General features: G+C 34.4%; 18 protein-coding genes. 11 read left to right on the top strand and 7 right to left on the bottom strand.

The annotated features are described in order from the left end of the window. The first annotated feature begins 271 nt into the window (after positions 1-271). The 9 genes from hisG (at position 272) to HHX25_RS12275 (ending at position 8,136) form a co-directional block, all read left to right on the top strand. Positions 272-1,129, top strand: coding sequence for an ATP phosphoribosyltransferase (gene hisG, locus HHX25_RS12315; RefSeq protein WP_169673778.1), 858 nt, complete (start codon positions 272-274; stop codon positions 1,127-1,129). An 85-nt stretch (positions 1,130-1,214) separates the two neighbouring features. Beyond that, positions 1,215-2,519: a histidinol dehydrogenase gene (gene hisD / locus HHX25_RS12310; protein ID WP_169673775.1), complete on the top strand. Its 1,305-nt coding sequence runs from the start codon at positions 1,215-1,217 to the stop codon at positions 2,517-2,519. Positions 2,520-2,539: 20 nt separating this feature from the next. Further along, the gene (gene hisC, locus HHX25_RS12305; RefSeq protein WP_169673772.1) at positions 2,540-3,589 is read left to right on the top strand and encodes a histidinol-phosphate transaminase; all 1,050 of its coding nucleotides are present in this window, start codon (positions 2,540-2,542) and stop codon (positions 3,587-3,589) included. Then, entirely contained in the window at positions 3,589-4,722 is a 1,134-nt protein-coding gene (gene hisB, locus HHX25_RS12300; protein ID WP_169673769.1) for a bifunctional histidinol-phosphatase/imidazoleglycerol-phosphate dehydratase HisB, read from the top strand. Before hisC ends, hisB begins: the two co-directional genes overlap by 1 nt. A gap of 37 nt (positions 4,723-4,759) precedes the next feature. After that, on the top strand, positions 4,760-5,341 hold the full coding sequence (gene hisH / locus HHX25_RS12295; protein WP_169673767.1) for an imidazole glycerol phosphate synthase subunit HisH: 582 nt from the start codon (positions 4,760-4,762) through the stop codon (positions 5,339-5,341). 199 nt (positions 5,342-5,540) lie between these two features. Beyond that, positions 5,541-6,275: a 1-(5-phosphoribosyl)-5-[(5-phosphoribosylamino)methylideneamino]imidazole-4-carboxamide isomerase gene (hisA, locus tag HHX25_RS12290; RefSeq protein ID WP_169673765.1), complete on the top strand. Its 735-nt coding sequence runs from the start codon at positions 5,541-5,543 to the stop codon at positions 6,273-6,275. Between the two features lie 3 nt (positions 6,276-6,278). Next, a complete protein-coding gene (hisF, locus tag HHX25_RS12285; RefSeq protein WP_169673762.1) occupies positions 6,279-7,034 on the top strand; it encodes an imidazole glycerol phosphate synthase subunit HisF in 756 nt (251 codons plus the stop codon). 114 nt (positions 7,035-7,148) lie between these two features. Further along, positions 7,149-7,742 (top strand): bifunctional phosphoribosyl-AMP cyclohydrolase/phosphoribosyl-ATP diphosphatase HisIE, encoded by a 594-nt coding sequence (hisIE, locus tag HHX25_RS12280; RefSeq protein WP_169673759.1) that lies wholly within the window; start codon positions 7,149-7,151, stop codon positions 7,740-7,742. Between the two features lie 46 nt (positions 7,743-7,788). Next, positions 7,789-8,136, top strand: coding sequence for a hypothetical protein (locus tag HHX25_RS12275; protein ID WP_169673756.1), 348 nt, complete (start codon positions 7,789-7,791; stop codon positions 8,134-8,136). A gap of 189 nt (positions 8,137-8,325) precedes the next feature. Here HHX25_RS12275 and HHX25_RS12270 read toward each other — a convergent pair whose 3' ends face one another. From HHX25_RS12270 to HHX25_RS12255, 4 genes are all read right to left on the bottom strand, one after another. Continuing rightward, positions 8,326-8,736 carry a hypothetical protein gene (locus tag HHX25_RS12270; protein WP_169673754.1) on the bottom strand — a complete coding sequence of 137 codons (411 nt, stop codon included), beginning with the start codon at positions 8,734-8,736 and terminating at the stop codon, positions 8,326-8,328. A gap of 221 nt (positions 8,737-8,957) precedes the next feature. After that, on the bottom strand, positions 8,958-10,565 hold the full coding sequence (locus HHX25_RS12265; RefSeq protein WP_169673750.1) for a hypothetical protein: 1,608 nt from the start codon (positions 10,563-10,565) through the stop codon (positions 8,958-8,960). 10 nt (positions 10,566-10,575) lie between these two features. Then, positions 10,576-12,351, bottom strand: coding sequence for a RagB/SusD family nutrient uptake outer membrane protein (locus HHX25_RS12260; RefSeq protein WP_169673747.1), 1,776 nt, complete (start codon positions 12,349-12,351; stop codon positions 10,576-10,578). 15 nt (positions 12,352-12,366) lie between these two features. Continuing rightward, a complete protein-coding gene (locus tag HHX25_RS12255) occupies positions 12,367-15,519 on the bottom strand; it encodes a SusC/RagA family TonB-linked outer membrane protein (RefSeq protein ID WP_240964520.1) in 3,153 nt (1,050 codons plus the stop codon). 243 nt (positions 15,520-15,762) lie between these two features. Between HHX25_RS12255 and HHX25_RS12250 the strand changes: the two genes are divergently transcribed. After that, positions 15,763-16,557, top strand: coding sequence for a tRNA pseudouridine synthase A (locus HHX25_RS12250; RefSeq protein ID WP_240964519.1), 795 nt, complete (start codon positions 15,763-15,765; stop codon positions 16,555-16,557). An 89-nt stretch (positions 16,558-16,646) separates the two neighbouring features. Next, positions 16,647-17,327: a DUF2461 domain-containing protein gene (locus tag HHX25_RS12245; RefSeq protein WP_169673746.1), complete on the top strand. Its 681-nt coding sequence runs from the start codon at positions 16,647-16,649 to the stop codon at positions 17,325-17,327. A 59-nt stretch (positions 17,328-17,386) separates the two neighbouring features. Here HHX25_RS12245 and HHX25_RS12240 read toward each other — a convergent pair whose 3' ends face one another. The 3 genes from HHX25_RS12240 to HHX25_RS12230 all read right to left on the bottom strand — a co-directional run bounded on the left by HHX25_RS12240 (position 17,387) and on the right by HHX25_RS12230 (position 19,350). Beyond that, entirely contained in the window at positions 17,387-17,803 is a 417-nt protein-coding gene (locus HHX25_RS12240) for a glyoxalase (RefSeq protein ID WP_169673743.1), read from the bottom strand. 162 nt (positions 17,804-17,965) lie between these two features. Beyond that, a complete protein-coding gene (locus HHX25_RS12235) occupies positions 17,966-18,715 on the bottom strand; it encodes an SDR family NAD(P)-dependent oxidoreductase (protein ID WP_169673740.1) in 750 nt (249 codons plus the stop codon). Between the two features lie 53 nt (positions 18,716-18,768). Beyond that, complete coding sequence (locus HHX25_RS12230) at positions 18,769-19,350, bottom strand: TetR/AcrR family transcriptional regulator (RefSeq protein ID WP_169673737.1); 582 nt, start codon at positions 19,348-19,350, stop codon at positions 18,769-18,771. Positions 19,351-19,419 lie beyond the last annotated feature (69 nt).

Raw genomic sequence — 19,419 nt, 5'->3', positions numbered from 1 at the left:
TGATTTTTTTTAACTAAAAACATATAAAATATAATTGAGCTAAAAATTGTTACTATAATTTGGAATTATAAATATAAATTATAGATATTTGCAGAAACAAAATAAGACATGAACTTTATTCAATTACATCATCATTTTCATATTTGCTCTCAAGCGAAATGAAAATGTATTGAATAAAATCAACATATTTTTTAAACCCGTTTGAGACAATCAAGCGGGTTTTTTAATTTTAATTCCAAATTGATTGTTTCAAACTCATAAAAACAACAAAATGAGTAAATTAAGGATTGCAGTACAAAAGTCGGGACGTTTAAATGAGGACTCGATGAAAATTTTAAAAGACATCGGTATTTCTATTGATAATGGGAAAGATCAATTAAAAGCATCGGCCAGAAACTTTCCAGTAGAAGTTTTTTATCTAAGAAACGGAGATATTCCACAATATCTAAAGGACGGGGTCGTTGATGCTGCTATTATTGGTGAAAATGTTCTCATTGAAAAAGGCAATGATATTAGAGTTGCTGAAAAATTAGGATTCTCAACCTGTAGAGTTTGTATTGCTGTACCAAAATCGGTTGATTATAAAGGGATACAAGACTTAGAAGGTAAGCGTATTGCAACATCTTACCCAAATACTGTCAATGCGTATCTAAAAGCAAATAATATAACCGCCAATCTACATATCATTAACGGATCGGTAGAAATTGCACCAAATATTGGATTAGCAGATGCTATATGTGATATTGTCTCCAGCGGAAGCACCTTGTTTAAGAACAATCTAAAAGAGGTTGAAATGATTTTAAAATCGGAAGCTGTATTGGCCGTTTCACCACTTCTTAGTGATAATAAGCAAGTGATTCTTGATAAGATTCAATTTAGAATTCAGTCCGTATTAAAAGGGCGTCAGTCAAAGTATATTTTACTAAATGCTCCTAATGATAAAATCCAAGATATTATCAATGTACTGCCTGGCATGAAAAGTCCAACCGTCTTACCGCTGGCACAAGAAGGATGGAGTTCTGTACATTCGGTTATAAGTAAGAATGAATTTTGGGATGTTATTGATGAATTAAAAGCAAATGGCGCACAAGGTATTTTAGTTTGTCCAATTGAAAAAATGGTGCTTTAATACTGAACCTTGTGCAAAACGACTCGTATTAAACACAGTCGAAATAAGTCAAGTATGTTTCAGTATCTTATTAAATTGATACGATATGCAAATTATAAATAAACCAAATAAAGAAAGCTGGTCACAAATTTTAAAGCGACCAACCCAAACGGTTAATGATATTGAAGATATTGTAAGTGCTATTTTCAATGATGTCATTAAAAATGGAGATACGGCTATAAATAAATACACAACCCGTTTTGATGGTGTTGATTTACAATCAAATATAGTTTCTGAAGAAGCCATTCAAGAAGCCATAAAAAGGGTTCCTGAAAAGCTTCAAGAAGCCATAAAAAAGGCAAAACAAAACATAGAAGCCTTTCATGCTGCACAAAAAACATCTAGAATAACTATTGATACTACAAATGGTGTACAATGCTGGCAGGAAAAACGCCCTATTGAAAAAGTAGGTTTGTATATTCCGGGAGGCACAGCACCTTTGTTTTCTACCGTTTTAATGCTGGCTATTCCTGCTCAAATTGCAGATTGTAAAGAGATTGTATTATGCTCACCTCCAAATGAAAAAGGCGAACTGGCTCCAGAAATTCTTTTTGCTGCACAACTTTGTGGTGTTACAAAAATTTTTAAAGTAGGAGGCATACAGGCAATTGCTGGGTTAACATTTGGAACAGAAACCATACCTCAAGTTTATAAAATTTTCGGACCTGGCAATCAATTTGTTACCGTTGCCAAGCAGCTTGCTACAAAATTTGGAGTTGCCATTGATATGCCGGCAGGGCCAAGTGAGTTATTAGTTGTTGCTGATGATAATGCCAAGGCATCTTATATTGCTTCAGATTTGTTAAGTCAGGCAGAACACGGAGAAGACAGCCAGGTGATTTTAGTCTCTACATCTAAAAGTTTGATAGACTCCGTTTCAAAAGAAATTGAAAAACAGATTAAAGAATTACCAAGACAAGCAATTGCAGAGAAAGCAATTGCTAATTCTAAACTTATTTATGTTGAGAATGATCAATTGGCACTTGATCTAATCAATGAGTATGGTCCAGAACACTTTATTATCTGTACTGAAAATGAAGATTTTTATATCGATGGCATAGCCAATGCAGGCTCCATCTTTATAGGAAACTATACCCCAGAAAGCGCTGGCGACTATGCTTCTGGGACCAATCATACTTTACCAACTAATGGATTTTCCAAAGCCTATTCTGGGGTAAACCTCGATAGTTTCTTAAAAAGTATGACCTTTCAAAAAATATCAAAAGAAGGCCTGTTAAACATTGGAGAAACCATAGAGTTAATGGCAGACGCAGAAGGCTTGCAGGCTCATAAAAATGCTGTAACTATTCGATTGGAAGATCTCATTTCCACAAAGACGGAAATCTCATAAAATTAGTCTCCAAAATTAAAATGAAAACAACAAAATTCAATATAGAGAACCTCATTAGACCAACCATCAAGGCTCTAAAACCTTATTCATCAGCAAGAGATGAATTTCAAGGTAATAGTGATGCTATGGTATTTTTGGATGCTAATGAAAATCCATTCGAAAATGGTGTAAACCGCTATCCAGACCCACAACAAGGTAGCCTAAAACAGATACTCTCTGAAATTAAGAACATTGATACAAAAAATATCCTTCTGGGAAATGGTAGCGACGAAGTACTGGATCTAATTTTTAGAGCCTTTTGCGAACCTAATAAAGATAATATTATCATATTGCCACCAACCTATGGCATGTATAGCGTATTAGCCAATATTAATGCTATTGGAATAAAAAAGGTACAATTATCCAACAGTTTTCAGCCGCAAGTTGAAGCAATCTTAGATGCTGTAGACGATCATAGCAAAATACTTTTTTTATGCTCACCTAACAACCCAACTGGTAACAGTTTTTCAAGCCAATCTATTGAAAAATTATTAAATAAGTTTAACGGAATTGTAGCCATTGATGAAGCTTATATTGATTTTTCAGAAGAAACTAGCTGGATTGATAGGCTGGAGGAGTTCCCTAATCTGATAGTCACTCAAACGCTTTCCAAAGCTTATGGAATGGCGGGTATAAGGTTAGGTATGTGCTATGCATCAGCTAAGATCATTTCTGTTTTGAATAGTATAAAACCGCCATACAATGTTAATGAATTAACGCAACAAAAAGCCATTCAACAATTAAGCATAAAAGGTTTGGCTAAAAGCCAGATCCATAATATTTTAAAAGAACGCACCAATCTAATTTCAGAATTAGAATCAGTGAGTTTTATTTCAAAAATATACCCTTCCGATGCCAACTTTGTGTTAGTTAAGGTTGATGATGCCGCAAAACGCTATGATCAACTTATAAACAAAGGCATTGTTATAAGAAACAGGACCACACAGCCAGGTTGTGAAAATTGTGTACGATTAACTGTTGGAACTCCCGAAGAAAATAAAATATTAATAAACACTTTAAAATCAATATAATGCAAAAAGTTCTTTTTATTGATAGAGACGGAACCATTATCAGAGAACCCGCTGATGAGCAAATCGATTCGCTTGAAAAATTAGAATTTTACCCTAAAGTATTTCGATACCTTGGTAAAATAGCTAAAGAACTAGATTATGAAATAGTTATGGTAACCAATCAGGATGGATTAGGAACTGATGCCTTTCCTGAAAGTGATTTTTGGCCTATTCATAACTTCATCGTTAAATGCTTTGAAGATCAGGGGATTGTCTTTAAGGAGCAATTTATAGACAGAACTTTTGCAAAAGACAACGCCCCCACAAGAAAGCCCAATACAGGACTACTAACACAATATTTTTCTGATGATTACGACTTAGAAAATTCATTTGTGATAGGAGATAGGCTAACAGATATCGAATTGGCAAAAAACTTAGGCGCTAAAGGCATTTTTATAAATGATGAGACACACCTAGGAACAGATGAAATCACTGTAAAAAGAGATCAACTAGACACTTTTATAGCTTTAGAAAGCAACGATTGGGAAAAAATCTATACCTTTTTAAAAACCAGTGCACGTACTGGAGAAATTGTTAGGAACACTAATGAAACCAAGATTGCCATTCAAGTAAATCTGGATGGAACAGGAAAAAGCGATATTGATACTGGCCTGGCCTTTTTTGATCATATGTTAGATCAAATAGCCCGTCACGGACAAATCGATCTTACTATAAATGTGGATGGCGATTTAGAGGTTGACGAGCATCATACGATCGAAGACACCGCTATCGCTTTAGGCGAAGTTTTTAATACAGCTCTTGGAAATAAATTAGGGATAGAACGCTATGGTTTTTGTTTACCCATGGACGATTGTTATGCACAGGCAGCCATCGATTTTGGAGGAAGAAACTGGTTAGTGTGGGAAGCAGATTTTAAACGTGAAATGATAGGAAAAATGCCAACAGAAATGTTTTATCATTTCTTTAAATCGTTTACCGATGGTGCTAAATGTAATTTAAACATAAAAGCAGAAGGGCAAAACGAACACCATAAAATAGAGGCTATTTTTAAGGTCTTTGCTAAAGCTATAAAAATGGCAGTAAAGCGTGATGTCGACAAAATGATTTTACCAAGCACAAAAGGCATGTTATAAAATTATCGTAACTCAAATATTATAAACCAAAAATCAAGTGAAATTAGTAATTATTAATTACGGTGCAGGAAACATTAAAAGTATTCAATTTGCTTTTAAACGCTTAGGAATTGATGCTGTTTTATCAAACAATCCAGAAGAAATATTGGCTGCAGACAAAATTATTTTTCCTGGTGTTGGTGAGGCTAGTTCAGCTATGATTATGCTTCAAAACAGCGGATTAGATAAGCTTATTCCCAAATTAAAACAACCAGTTTTAGGGATTTGCCTGGGTATGCAACTATTATGTGAATCGACAGAAGAAGGAAATACTAAAGGACTTGGTATATTTAGAACCAAAGTGAAACGCTTTAATAACGGTGTAAAAGTGCCACAAATGGGATGGAATGTTATTAAAGATTTAAAATCTGATCTGTTTTCCGGGATTAAAGAAAATGAATATATGTATTTAGTACACAGCTATTATGCTGAACACTGTGATGAAACGATTGCTAAAACCGATTATGGTATTAATTATGCTTCGGCATTGCAACATAATAATTTTTATGGTGTACAATTTCACCCAGAAAAGAGTAGCTTAGCTGGTGCTAAAATATTAGAGAATTTTTTAAAATTGTAACTAAAATTTCTTCGATAGATGCGTTAACAATACAAACAAAAGAATCGAAATAGAAATTAATAAAAAATCATAGAGCTCATGAAACTGTTTTGCTATTGTTTGGGCTACTGAGATTGAGATAATAAAGCGAAACGCTAAATTTTTGATTAAATTCATATAATTCAAATATATATTATTAATGATTTAAAATCATTTAATTATGAGAATAATACCAGCCATAGATATCATAGACGGAAAATGTGTTCGATTAACCAAAGGAGATTACGACACCAAAAAAGTATACAATGAAAACCCTTTGGAGGTTGCCAAGATGTTTGAAGGTTCAGGCATCGAATACTTGCATTTGGTTGATTTAGATGGTGCAAAGGCTAAACATATAGTAAACTATAAAATACTAGAGCAAATAGCCTCTAAAACGAGTCTCAAAATAGATTTCGGAGGCGGTTTGAAAACAAACGAAGATTTACATATTGCTTTTAATTCTGGAGCAAAGCAAATTACCGGAGGAAGCATTGCCGTTAAAGACGCTGAAACATTTGAGGGTTGGATTAATAAATATGGTGCCGAAAAAATTATCTTAGGAGCCGATAGCGACCAGGGGAAAATATCCATTAGTGGTTGGATGGAACAAAGTAAGGAAGATGTTATTCCGTTTATTAAATCGTATCAAAAGAAAAGCATTAAATATGTTATTTGTACAGATATTTCAAAAGACGGTATGCTTGAAGGGCCATCGATTGAATTGTATAAACAAATTATTTCAGAATGTACAAATAGTAGTAATGATCAATCCATTAGATTAATAGCATCTGGTGGTATTTCATCTATTGATGAACTACCCATTTTAAAGGAAATTGGCTGTGAGGGTGTCATTATAGGAAAAGCTATTTATGAAAACAGAATAAGTCTCTTTGAATTAGAAAAATTTATATAGTACATGTTGACAAAAAGAATCATACCCTGTTTGGATATTAAAAATGGACGAACCGTTAAAGGTGTTAATTTTGTTGATTTACGCGATGCTGGCGACCCTGTAGAATTGGCTAAACAATATGCAGATATTGGAGCAGACGAGTTGGTCTTTCTCGATATTTCTGCAACGCTTGAAGGGCGAGCTACCACATTAGATATGGTATTACATGTAGCAGAACAAGTAAACATTCCATTTACGGTTGGTGGTGGAATTTCTTCTGTTGAAGATGTAGATGCCTTATTGCAATGTGGTGCAGACAAAGTATCAATAAATTCATCGGCTGTTAAAAGACCTGAATTGGTTAATGAGCTATCCGATAAATTTGGAAGTCAATGCGTGGTTGTTGCTATTGATGCAAAGCAAGTAGATGGTGAGTGGAAAGTACATTTGGCTGGTGGCAGTATCCCAACCGACATTGATTTGTTTGAATGGGCAAAAGAAGTTGAAATGCGCGGTGCCGGGGAAATTCTGTTCACATCCATGAACCATGACGGTACAAAAAATGGTTTTGCGAATGAGGCTTTAGCAAGGTTGTCTGAAGAATTAAACATTCCAATCATTGCATCAGGAGGTGCCGGAAATGTGCAGCATTTTATAGATACCTTTAAAAAAGGAAAGTCTGATGCTGCTCTGGCAGCTAGTGTGTTTCATTTTGGTGAAATTCCTATTCCAGACTTAAAGAAAGAGTTAAAAAAGAATCATATAGAAGTACGCTTGTAAATAGTGTTTTGTCATTCCTGCGAAAGCAGGAATCCATTATAATTAAACTAAAAATAAAAAGATTCCTACCGTCGTTTATCTTTACTAAGGCGAAAAAGTGGGAATGAAAAAATTATGACTATTAAATACGATAATAACGGATTAGTTCCAGCAATCATACAAGATGCTACCACAAAAAATGTGCTGATGCTGGGGTATATGAACGAAGAAGCTTATCAAAAAACAATTGAAACCAAACAGGTAACTTTTTTTAGCAGAAGCAAACAGCGGTTATGGACTAAAGGCGAAGAGAGTGGCAATTTTTTAAACCTGATTGATATAAAAAATGATTGTGACAACGATACGCTCTTAATTCAGGTGAATCCCGTTGGCCCTACATGCCACACTGGGACAGATACCTGCTGGAAAACCGAAAATGAGCCGTCTTATGGTTTTTTCTCAACTTTAGAAGATGTTATTGAAGAACGTGTTTCAAATAAGGACACCAAGAAATCATATGTAGCTAGTTTATTTGACAAAGGCATCAATAAAATAGCTCAAAAAGTAGGAGAGGAGGCTGTAGAGGCGGTTATTGAAGCTATGGACAGCAATGATGAGCTGTTTTTATATGAATCGGCAGATCTCTTATTTCACTATTTAATGCTACTAAAAGCAAAAGGATTCAGTTTAAAAGACATTGAGGAAGAACTAAAAGGAAGACACAAATAATTAAATTTCATTATATTTACACTATATAATTTAAATTATTGTACCCATGAATCTACAAAAAACCATCCTGTCTTTATTATTTTTTGTGATAACGTCATCAGCCGTATTTGCTCAAAGTGATGTTGATGCTAAGGTAAATGACTTAATTCAACAGGATAATGTTATGCTAACAGGAAAGGATAAAAGTTTGAAACTTTCAAAAACACAAGAAGCTCAAGCTAAAGAACTCTACAAAGCACTTGTTCTTTTTCAAGCAGAAACATCTAAATCAAAGAAAAAGAAAGACACATACAAAAAAGAATTACGAGCTAAACGCGGTGAAACATTAGACGCTATAAAGAGCTTATTAACTTCAAAACAATTAGCTGCTTATGATGCTTACGGAGCTAAGTAATGGCTTCAATAATTAAACCATAATTGAAAGAGGGTGTCTAAAAAGTAATTTATTTTGTCATTCAGAGCGGAGCGAAGAATCTTATTGATTTGAAAATCATAGCATTAAAATTATGATAGATTCTTCATTTCATTCAGATGACATTTTTTAGACACCCTCTTTATATTTTTAGTCTGTTGGCTCAGTATGTCATGAAATCCAACCTTTTGTTCGAGATTTTCTGGAAAACCAAAGAAAAATGAATGCAAATACAATTATCATTATAGTCATCCATAAATTTATAACCTTTCCATTAATAAAAGCATATCCCATTTGAAGAATAACAGCAATTAATGAAATTCCCCAAAAGATTGTCGCCCATTTTTTTCTTAATAAAAGCCCAATAGCTCCAATAAAAACTGCAATAGCAAATACCGCAGTGATCCATGAAGGGGCATTCGTTGCTATTTCAAGCTCTTCGGCAGAAAAAGCGTTACGGTATCTTTCCGTATTATAGGCTTGTCCTAAATAGCCGTCGACTCCAAGTCCGTTCCATATAAGCGCTATTACGCTTACTACCCAAAACCAAACAGGTGGTTTTATTGTTGATGTTTCTGTCATAATGATTAGTTTTTAGTTAGTCATTGAGCTATACAAGTTATGACTTTTTTCAAACAGTTAATAAAATGTGTTTTTTCTATATTAATATTGAAACTCTGTAAGCGTAACAATAAAGTAATAGGTCATTTTTTATACCAACTTAATTCAAGGCAGGGCTATAAATGCAAAAAGCCTATTTGAAATTTTCAAATAGGCTTTTATTTTAAATCGTACTATTTAGATTATGGTCTTACTTCTTTTTTAACAATGTAAAAGTTGTCAAAATAGGCTACATAATTTTGACCCCCACCCAAAATTCTAAAATATAATCTTGCCAATGGTTGTGCATTGGTTACTTCAAAGCTTTGTTCTAGCCACTGTCCTGCAGGCTTGTCTGGACTATTCCAGAACTGACGCCATTCGTTTAAGAACCATAAACCAATCTCGTTAGGAAGGACATCTCTAGATTCAACATACATCCAATATTTTACTTCATAGGTTACACCAGCTTCAAAAATTATTGGATCGTCAAGATACACTTCAGCAGCACATCTTTCTCCATTTACCATAGACATTTTCATACTATAATCACCATGATAAGCTCTTTCATCGGTCCATTCTAAGCCACCTTCATTAGCTCCCCAAGCAGGAGCGAACGGTTGCCATGGCGCGCCAAAGTCTTCAAAACTGCCAAAAACATCACCTAATAAGTTTACATCATGCATGATTACAGGTGCATCTGCAAAAGCAACCGGAGTACGTGTATCTGTCGATTCTATACCACTTCCTGATAAAAGTGTCACTGTGATTACATCTGGTCTATAAATGGGATCGGCTAATACAATGTCTAAGAAAGTCGCATCGTCTTCATTAATCGTAACCGATGCAACTGGGAAAACAGTACCATTAACTTCAACTTCGAAGAACGATTCTTTATTTATAAATGGAGCAAACTCACCATTAAAAGGCACACTAATCGTTTCATCTTCTAATTCAACAATATCTCCAGTAAGCTCAAACGGTTTGCTAGAAGGTATAACCTTTATAGGCCTTGGAACTAGATATTGATCAAAATCTCCTGGGATATTCTGTCCTTGTCTCGATACATTAACACCAGCTTCAAATTTTCCTAATCTCTTAAATATAATTTGCGCTACTTCATCACTACTAGAAGCAATAACATCATCTGGTTGGTGTTCAACACCTTCATCTAGATCATTTCTAATAAACCACCATCTGTCAGTCGGCTCTCCAATGGTCGTTATATCTGTAAACTCAAGAAAGTCTCCAGCTTCAACATAAATAGTGTCGTTACTTTCATGCTCTATTACTATATCGTTTTGTTTAATCTGAATTTCGGGAATAATGGTATCGTAAACCTTTACACTAAATGTTGTATCGATAACCCAGTTTCCTTCTCTTTCTTCAGCGGCTAACGTATATGGACTTCCATCTCTAAATCCTCTAAACTCTACATATTCATCAAATACATTATATAGTCTGACTTTTTGTTGTCCAGATTCTTTAAAGTATACATGTATTGTTTTATCTGTTGATGTTGTGTCTCCAGGATTGATGATTTTCTGTTCAAATATCTCTGAAGAATCTCTACTTTTAAAGGGACCTTTCAGGAAAAAGTTCCCTTCGTCAATGGTCCATTTATGGTCGATATACCCTCGTGATAAATTAGTAAAGGATATATATTCAAAAATATTTATTTCTAAAGGCTTTTGCCCTTGGCTCGTATAGAACCCAGTGTCTGAAAACTCATTCGGTGCATCGTAACTATCATCCTGACACCCAAAGAAGGCTAGAACCAGCATGATAGTTATTAAATATATATTTTTCATAATCTTTTTTTTAATTATATAAGTTTGGATTAGCTATTGTTTCACTATTTGGTATTGGCCAATAAGCATGGTTCGCTTCATTATAGTTTATTGCTGCTTCTTGAAACTCATTCCAATCAAGATCTACTTCTGGATCTGATGTATCCAACTCTTTCACAATCGAGGCCCATCTCCACGCTGTTGTACCATCTTCTTTTTCGACTTCATAATGATCTGCCGCATACCTTTTAGTAGCTAATTCTTCAAAACGCTGCTTTTTAATGCCCCATCTTCTAAGGTCTATATTTCTATTTCCACCGTCACCTTCTGCAGATAACTCAAGTGGATACTCTACATACATTAAATGATCCATTAATCTGTTCGCATCATAGACCTCGTTATCATGATCATTTAATGGATATTCTCCAGATCCTATAGGTCCTAATAATCTAACTCCAGATCTACGTCTTACTTTATTTATATATAATAGTGCTTCATCTACGTCTCCAGTTTGCACCATACATTCAGCATATTGTAAGTAAACTTCTGCTAAACGAATTAATCTTTGGTTAATACCAGAACGTACTTTTCCAGGAGTGATATCTGCTTCTTTCTCAAAACCTAAATCCCAATTGGTATGCTTTCTCCAAAAGCATGTCATCTTAACGTTAAAATTAGCAGCCTGACCCGTTTTAGGAAATCCGTAATATTCCATATCCTCGTCGTCAACCAAAGCTACAGACCAAGAAGTTCTTAAACTAAATCTTCTAAATCTTTGGGTACCATCTTCTTCCGTAACTATATTTCTAGGATCAGAAAAGTCTAAGGGATCATTTCTATATTCTAAAATCAACCAATTAGCTGCTACTGCGCCAAACCATTGACCAGGAGCTCCTGTAAATTGTCTATCATAACCACTTGTGGAAGCAGTATCTCTAATATCCCAAGGGTTTAGCTCATTTTTATAATCTATAGAATAAACCAACTCTAAAATAGACTCTTCATTGAGTTCGTCCAGTGTTGTAAAGTTACTTCCTATATTTGGAGTTAAACTATATCCAAATTCGTCTATAACACGTTTAAAATGGACAGCAGCTTCGGCATAATTTCCAGCGTATAAATGCGACTGTCCCATAACAGCCACAGCAGCTCCTGCTGTTACTTTCCCTTTTTCTTTATCATCCCAGGTTGTAGGTAAATTTTCTGAGGCATATTGCAAATCTGCTAGATAAAACTGTCTTACTTCATCAGCTGTATTAGCTGGTCTATAGTATCCATTATCGCCACCAGCAACAATATCCCAAATAGGAACAGAACCACCATTGAATGAATTATGGAGGTTAAAATAGGCATAACCTCTAATAAATCTGGCTTGAGCCAAAATAAGGCTGTTTTCTTCTTCAAGATCATCATTCCCATAAGTTCCAGCTAACCGTTCTGAAGCTTCAATAACCTGATTAGCTCTAAAAACAGTTGTATATAAAGCACCCCATTTTTGGTTAATAGCACTAGATGCTTCATTAAAGGTCTGTAAATAATACTCGTTATTGTTGTTTGGTCTTTGCCAACCACTAGACCAAGCTAAATCTGATCTTGATAATTCATTTACTAAATGGTAATTGTGAGGGGCAGCCATCCCTTTATATGCTCCAACAATACCTAATCTTAAGTCATGTATATCATCCCAAAATGTATTGGTCGATATGGCATTAGGGTTATCTTCATCAAGAAAGTCATCTTTACATCCTGTTATGATTGAGCAAAATGCCAGAATCAGGACTATTTTTATATTTAATACTTTTTTCATAATCATTTTTTTAGTTTAGAATTCAAATTGTAAACCAGCTCTTACTTGAGAACTTACCGGATAAGTCCCTTTATCTATACCTCTGGTACTTAAACCGTTATTACCTACCTCTGGATCGAATCCATCATATTCGGTAAGGGTCAAAATATTTTGTCCTGTTACATAGAATCGTAACTTAGACAATCCAAATTTTTCTAATTTACTTCTAGGAATACTATAACCTAGTGTGATGTTACGTAATCTAACAAAAGTGCCATCTTCTAACCAGTAATCGGTTCTACCTCTTACGTTGTCATGTGTTTGAGATCCTCTGTATATAGGTATTTGCGAAGTTGGGTTTTGTGGTGTCCACCCATAAATTAAATCCTGGTGGTTACCAACCTGATAAGCATAAGCTTTATTACCATTCATGATTTCCCCTCCAAAGGCACCATACCATTGCATAGAGAAATCAAAGTTTTTAAATGATGATGAGAAGTTAAAACCCATTTCAAATTCAGGTGCTCCACTTCCAGAATATTGTCTATCTTCTAGATTAATGATACCATCTCCTGCATCTGGCACACCATCACCATCGGTATCGACAGTTAAGGCATCTACCATTCTTAAATCACCTAATTTTGCTTGGCTCGTAGGAAACTCCAATAAGTAGTCGGCAAGTTCCTCATCAGTTTGTATAACACCATCTGTTTTAATTAGCATAAAAGCACCTGCTTCTAAGCCTTCTTTTACTATAGATACCTGATCACTATCGTTATCTGTACCAGAAATAGTACTATCACCAAAGTAGAATTCTTTATTGGTTTCACTCATTCTGGTGATCATATTTTCGTTCTTGGTAAACGTTAAACCAGCATTCCAAGAAAATTTTCCTTTATTACGGTAATTAGCAGTAAGTTCCACACCCTGATTCACCATATCTCCAACGTTAAGTACAACCTCAGAATTAGCACCATTTCCACCTCCAACTGTAGGAGGAAGCCTCACAGGAAATAACATGTCTTTTTTATCAGTTCTGTAAATTTCAGAAGTAAAAGTAAGTTGGTTATTGAAAAAACCTAAATCATACCCAAAGTTTGTAGAAACAGACGTTTCCCATCTAACATTTTCGTTGGCAAAAGATTGTTGGGTAGCACCTAATACTAAGTTTTGGTTGGCACCAGCTCCAAATACATAATCATTTTCTAAAATAATAACAGGTCCGAACGCATAATCTTGTATACCTTGATTACCCGTAGTACCATGACTCGCTCTAATTTTAAATGAAGACACTACAGATTTTATAGGCTCCCAAAAATTTTCATCAGACACATTCCATCCTGCGGAGAAAGAAGGAAAAATACCCCAAGGTTCTTTTTCAAATTTTGAAGACCCATCTCGTCTCACACCAGCACTAAATAGGTATTTACCTTTATAATTATATTGTATTCTACCAAACATACCAATTAAAGTATTCACTCTGTCTTGTGTCCATCTATTGGTTCCCGAACCTGCATTTGGATCGGCAGTAGCACCATTTATTACTGTTATATTATTATCTGCAATATCAAACTTTGAAGCAAAAAATTGAGAATACGAATATTTCTCTGCAGAATAGGTTGCTGTTAATTGAAAGTTATGGTTGCCAAAACTCTTCTTAAAATTAAGAATATTTTCCCAAGTATTTTTTTTAGCAAGTGTACTCTCATTGTAAATTCTTGATCTATCTGTGGTAAGTTCATTGCCTTCCCAATCGTAAGCCCTAAATTTAGGATTGATAGTGATTCTTGTGCCATTATCTCTACTAACAGATGCTCTGGTCGTTAATTTTAAATCATCATTAAAATTATATGTCAAGCTTAAAGCACCATCAAAATAGTGATTTTCAGAATTGTCACGTTGAATTAACCGAGTCCCTAAATATGATAGATTTTGCGCTTGTGAACCATCACCAGCATCATCGTTTTGCGTATTATCAATTTGCAACTCTGGTTGATAAGCAGCATAACTAATAACTTCTTTGGTTAAGCCCCAAGGTGCGTATTCACGTTCCTCCATTCGAAATGATATAGCAGATTGAATATCCCATTTCCCTTTACTATAAAAGGTGTTAGATCTTACATTAAATCTTTCTAGACCAGATTTTATGATGACACCTTCTTGATCAAAGAAATTAGCTGTAACATTATAGGTCAATCCATCTTTTCCACCCGAAACATTTAAGCTATAGTTTTGAATAGGTGCATTATCATTTTCAATAAGAGGTTTTAAGCTTGTATTATTTGATAACAAATGAGGCGCACGCTCTATAATAGTCCAGGTATTTCCGAAAACAGAATTGTTTTGAGCATTACCCGTTAAAAATAATTGATAAACCTTGTCCTCAAGCCCTAAAGTAGGAATACCAGAAGTAATGCTTTGTATACCATAATAACCGTTAGCGCTCACTTTCATTTGACCTTCTTTACCTTTTTTGGTCGTTATTATAATTACCCCTGCAGCACCCCTAGTACCATAAACCGCAGCAGATGCAGCATCTTTTAATACATCTACACTTTCAATCTCTTCGATACTAATTCTTGGATCCCCTTCAAAAGGAATACCGTCAACGACATATAAAGGTCTATTATCTCCAAAAACAGATGTTAGACCACGAATTTGTACATTAGCCTCATCACCTGGGGCTCCAGAACTAGCAGAAACGGTCACACCCGCTATTTGCCCTTGGAGTGCAGAACCTAAATCTGAAGTAGCTGTATTAACAATATCGTCAGACTTTACTCTGGCTACTGCTCCTGTTAATTCTTTCTTTTTCTGTGTACCGTACCCAACAACAACGACTTCTTCTAATGTGGAAAGGTCCTCTTTTAAATCTACATTAATTGTAGTTGCACTACCTACAGAAACGGTTTTGTCTATGTATCCCAAGTAACTAACCTGTATCTTACTACCAGGGTTTGCTTTAATTTCATAGTTTCCGTCAAAGTCAGATACAGTACCTGTTGTAGTTCCTACTACTATGACCGTAGCTCCAGCTAGAGGCTGTCCATCACCAGTTACTTGCCCCTTAATAGTTGTAGATTGTGCATGAATTGCACCTACACTGCCTAAGCAGCAAACAAACGTCATTAGAAAAGCCTTGAATTGCCATCTTTTAAATAGCATCTTTTCAAGTAATTTGATTTTCATATTTTATATTAGTTAAAGTTTAAGTGACAAATATTGCTAATTAATGAAGTAAAGAAGGAAACGCATGTACTTATAACTAAAACATATGTCCCAAATCTTAATTAATTATTAATTATTTGTAAACTTTTTTTTACTCGAAAAACACATAAACAACTGTGAATAAACAACTTAAAAGTCATGTAGCATTAAGGCATAAATTTCAATTTTTTAGCTGGTATTAATTAAGAAAATAACCTATTTTACATGCCTATTTTAAGACAAATGAAGAAGTATTTTTATGTTTTTACTATTCAATATTTAGGGTATCGTTTTCATGGTTGGCAAAAGCAGCCCAATGTAAAAACACTTCACTTGATGGTAGACAGAACTCTAAATTTTATTCTGGAAGGAAAACGTTTTAAAAGTTTAAGCTCTGGTCGGACTGATGCTATGGTTTCTGCAGAAAATGCAGCTTTCGAATTGTTTCTATTCGAACCTATTGAAGACAAACAAGCTTTTTTAGAACTCTTTAATTATAACCTTCCTCAGGACATTAGAGCTACCAGCATACGTGAAGTTGATGCGGAATTTAATATTATAAACCACTCCAAAATTAAAGAATACCTATATTTATTTACTTGTGGAGAAAAGTGTCATCCGTTCTGCGCGCCCATTATGACCACCATTCTTGATGATTTAGATATTGACATCATGAAACAGGGTGCCAAACTTTTTGAAGGTCAACACTATTTTAAATCTTACTGCTATAAACCTAGTGAACATGGTATTTACAATCGAGAAATTTTACGTTGCGAATTGGTAGAAAACACCATTTATTCGGCTAATTACTTTCCAAAGAACACCTATCTATTAAGAGTTAAAGGAAAAGGATTTATGCGAAATCAAATAAGATTGATGATGGGCACACTAATCGATTTAGGAAAAGGCAAATTAACCTTGGAAGATATAAAAACGAGCCTTATGTCCGATAGCCAAGTAAGAATGGAGTACATTGCCCCAGCATCTGGGCTCATTCTTAATGACATTGAGTTTGAATAATAAAGTGATTTTTGTAATTTACCTCACATTATTAAGACTATTGAACGTATTCAAACTATAATTTATCAATTTCAAAAAAACGAACAAACATGGGAGTACAGGTTCCAAAAGAAGCACTAGATTTTTTTAAAAAGTTAGAAAAGAACAATAATAGAGATTGGTTTAACGAACGGAAGAAAGCATTTAAAGCTGTTGAAGCCGAAGTTAAACAAGTATATAATACCATTTTCGATACGCTTAATACGCATGATGAAGTTGATAAGGTAAAAATGTTCAGAATTTATAGAGATGTACGCTTTTCTAAAAATAAGGATCCTTATAAAACACATTTTGGCGGCTCGTTTCACAGAACGAAACCAAAATTAAGAGGAGGCTATTACCTTCATATCCAGCCAAACAATGAAAGTTTTATTGCAACAGGTTTTTGGGAGCCAGCACCCGCCGATTTATTACGAATTAGAAAAGAGTTTGAAATGGATGATAGTGAAATTCGTGAAATCTTAGCAAATAAAAAGTTTAACAGCGTATGGGGAGACACCTTTGTTGGAGACGAGGTAAAAACAGCCCCAAAAGGCTTTAGTAAAGACCATAAAGCCATAGATCTTATAAAAAAGAAACAATATATATTTACTAAGAAATATACGGACAAAGAGGTTTTGGATGCGAACTTTATAAGTGAAGTCAACGAATCATTTAAAACCATTAGACCATATTTTGATTATATGAGTGATGTCCTAACGACCGATTTAAATGGTGTTTCTTTAATATAAATCTAACACCTTTAAATACTAGGTTATTATGTTTAACATAGAAACCCACGTTGTTTTATTTAAACAGCAGTAAGCAATTCTGGTTTTTCAAAAAGTTGAATATTATTGCGTAATCGCTCTTTAACAATACGCATCATTCGCTTATTTAGAGCTGATGAGTTTTGTATGTACAATTGATATTCTTCAACTGTAAACTGTCCAATAATCATACCTTTTAAAGAATTTCTAAACTTCATGTCTTTTTGAATCGCATTCTCAATATAGATCAGTCGTTTTTCTATGGACAAATCATAAAAAACCGATTTATGCTTAACAATATAGTTTTTAAAAACAGCAATTAAAAGGTCACCTTGGAGCTTGGCAATAGGTCTTAAAACTAAATTTTGAAACCGCTCATCACTACTCATAGCATCATTAATGGTAGCAGAAGGAACTTCTGGACGAATACTTTTCAGCTTAAATTGTCTTGTGTTCATGATCTTGGTTTTTATAAAAATATTGATTATTAAAACCTGAAAATAATAGGGAAGCCTATAATTGTTAACGAGGTTATTAACAAAAAGGCTGAAAATATTCATTTTCAGCCTTTTAACCAATAATATGATGCTTGATACTATTTCGAAATTTCTTTTGGAATCCTAAATCTGGCTCAAACCTCCATCAACCTCTAACTCAACACCATTAATATAAGAGGCATCATCTGAAGCTAGAAATAAAGCAGTTTTGGCGATCTCTTCAGCAGCTCCAAAACGTCCTAGCGGCACCATGGCAGCAAAACCTTTCCCGGTTTCCTCAAGTACTTCCTCTGGCAAGCCCATTTTTCCAAAAATAGGCGTTTCTATGGGGCCGGGTGCAATCGTATTTACACGTATGCCCCGCGATTTCACCTCAGAGGTTAATACTTTTGAAAAAGCACGTAATGCACCTTTGCTTGCAGAATATACACCAAAACCATCAAATGCTTTTTGATTTACAATGGAACTTGTAAATAAAATAGAACCTCCGTCATTTAAATGGGGCAGAGCCTCCTTAGTTGCTAAAATAGGCCCTTTAACATTGGTTTCGAAAACAGCATTATAATGGTTTTCGTCAATCGCTTCGATTGGGGAAATTGGAGCCACTCCAGCATTTAAAAATAATACATCAATATTGCCAAATGCATCGGTTGCTTTTTTTATTAGTTTCGCATTGTCTTCTGGTTTTGAAGCGTCTGCCAAAACAGTAATAAATTCTCCTTCTAAAGTTTCAGCTACTTCATCTAATGCTTCTTGACGCCTTCCCGAAATAACAACCTTAGCGCCTTCTTTTAAAAATAATTTAGCCGTAGCTAATCCAATTCCACTGTTTGCACCAGTTATAACGGCGACTTTGTTTTTCAATTTACTCATGTGATTCACATATTTTTATTTGAAACAATCGTTCCAAATAAGGTTAAAAAAAATTAAATTAATGTTTGTGTTATAGTTTTTGCAATACTTTTCAATTCTTTCTTATCAGATATCATAATACCAATAGTTCTAAAACCCAGTATGGATGTAAATAAATACCAGGCATATTCATTAGCCGTTTTGTTAAGGTTAATGATGGATTCTTTTTGTCCTTTTCGAACTAATTCTTCTAATAAAGCAATAAAAGAACGTTGATTGTCATTTAAAAACTTATCAATAGATTTATCCTGATTGGCCATTTCTGAAGTACAATTAGTAATTAAGCATCCCATGTTATCTTTATCCTCAACGATTTCATTTATATAAAATTTAAAAAGAAGCTCTATAGCATGTAATGGGTTTTGTCCCTTATGTAATGTTTCAGAAATTTTTATAGTATAAACACCTTGATATGATTTTAAACACTCCAAAAACAAATCTAACTTGTTTCCAAAAGAATTATATATACTGGATCTGTTAAGAGCCGTTGCATCGACCAAATCCTGCATAGAGGTTGCATTAAACCCCTTGTCATTAAAGACATTGGTGGCCTTTTTTAAGACCAGCTCTTTATCAAATGTTTCTACTTTTGGCATTTTTATTTGAAATGTTCGTTCCAAATATATAAAATATTTTCAAACAGCAGTGTTAAATTTTTGTTATTC

This window comes from Flavivirga algicola, from assembly GCF_012910715.1.
Taxonomy (GTDB): Bacteria; Bacteroidota; Bacteroidia; order Flavobacteriales; family Flavobacteriaceae; genus Flavivirga; species Flavivirga algicola.
The sequence above is the reverse complement of the archived record's forward strand: the minus strand, read 5'-3'. Positions and strand labels throughout refer to the sequence as shown.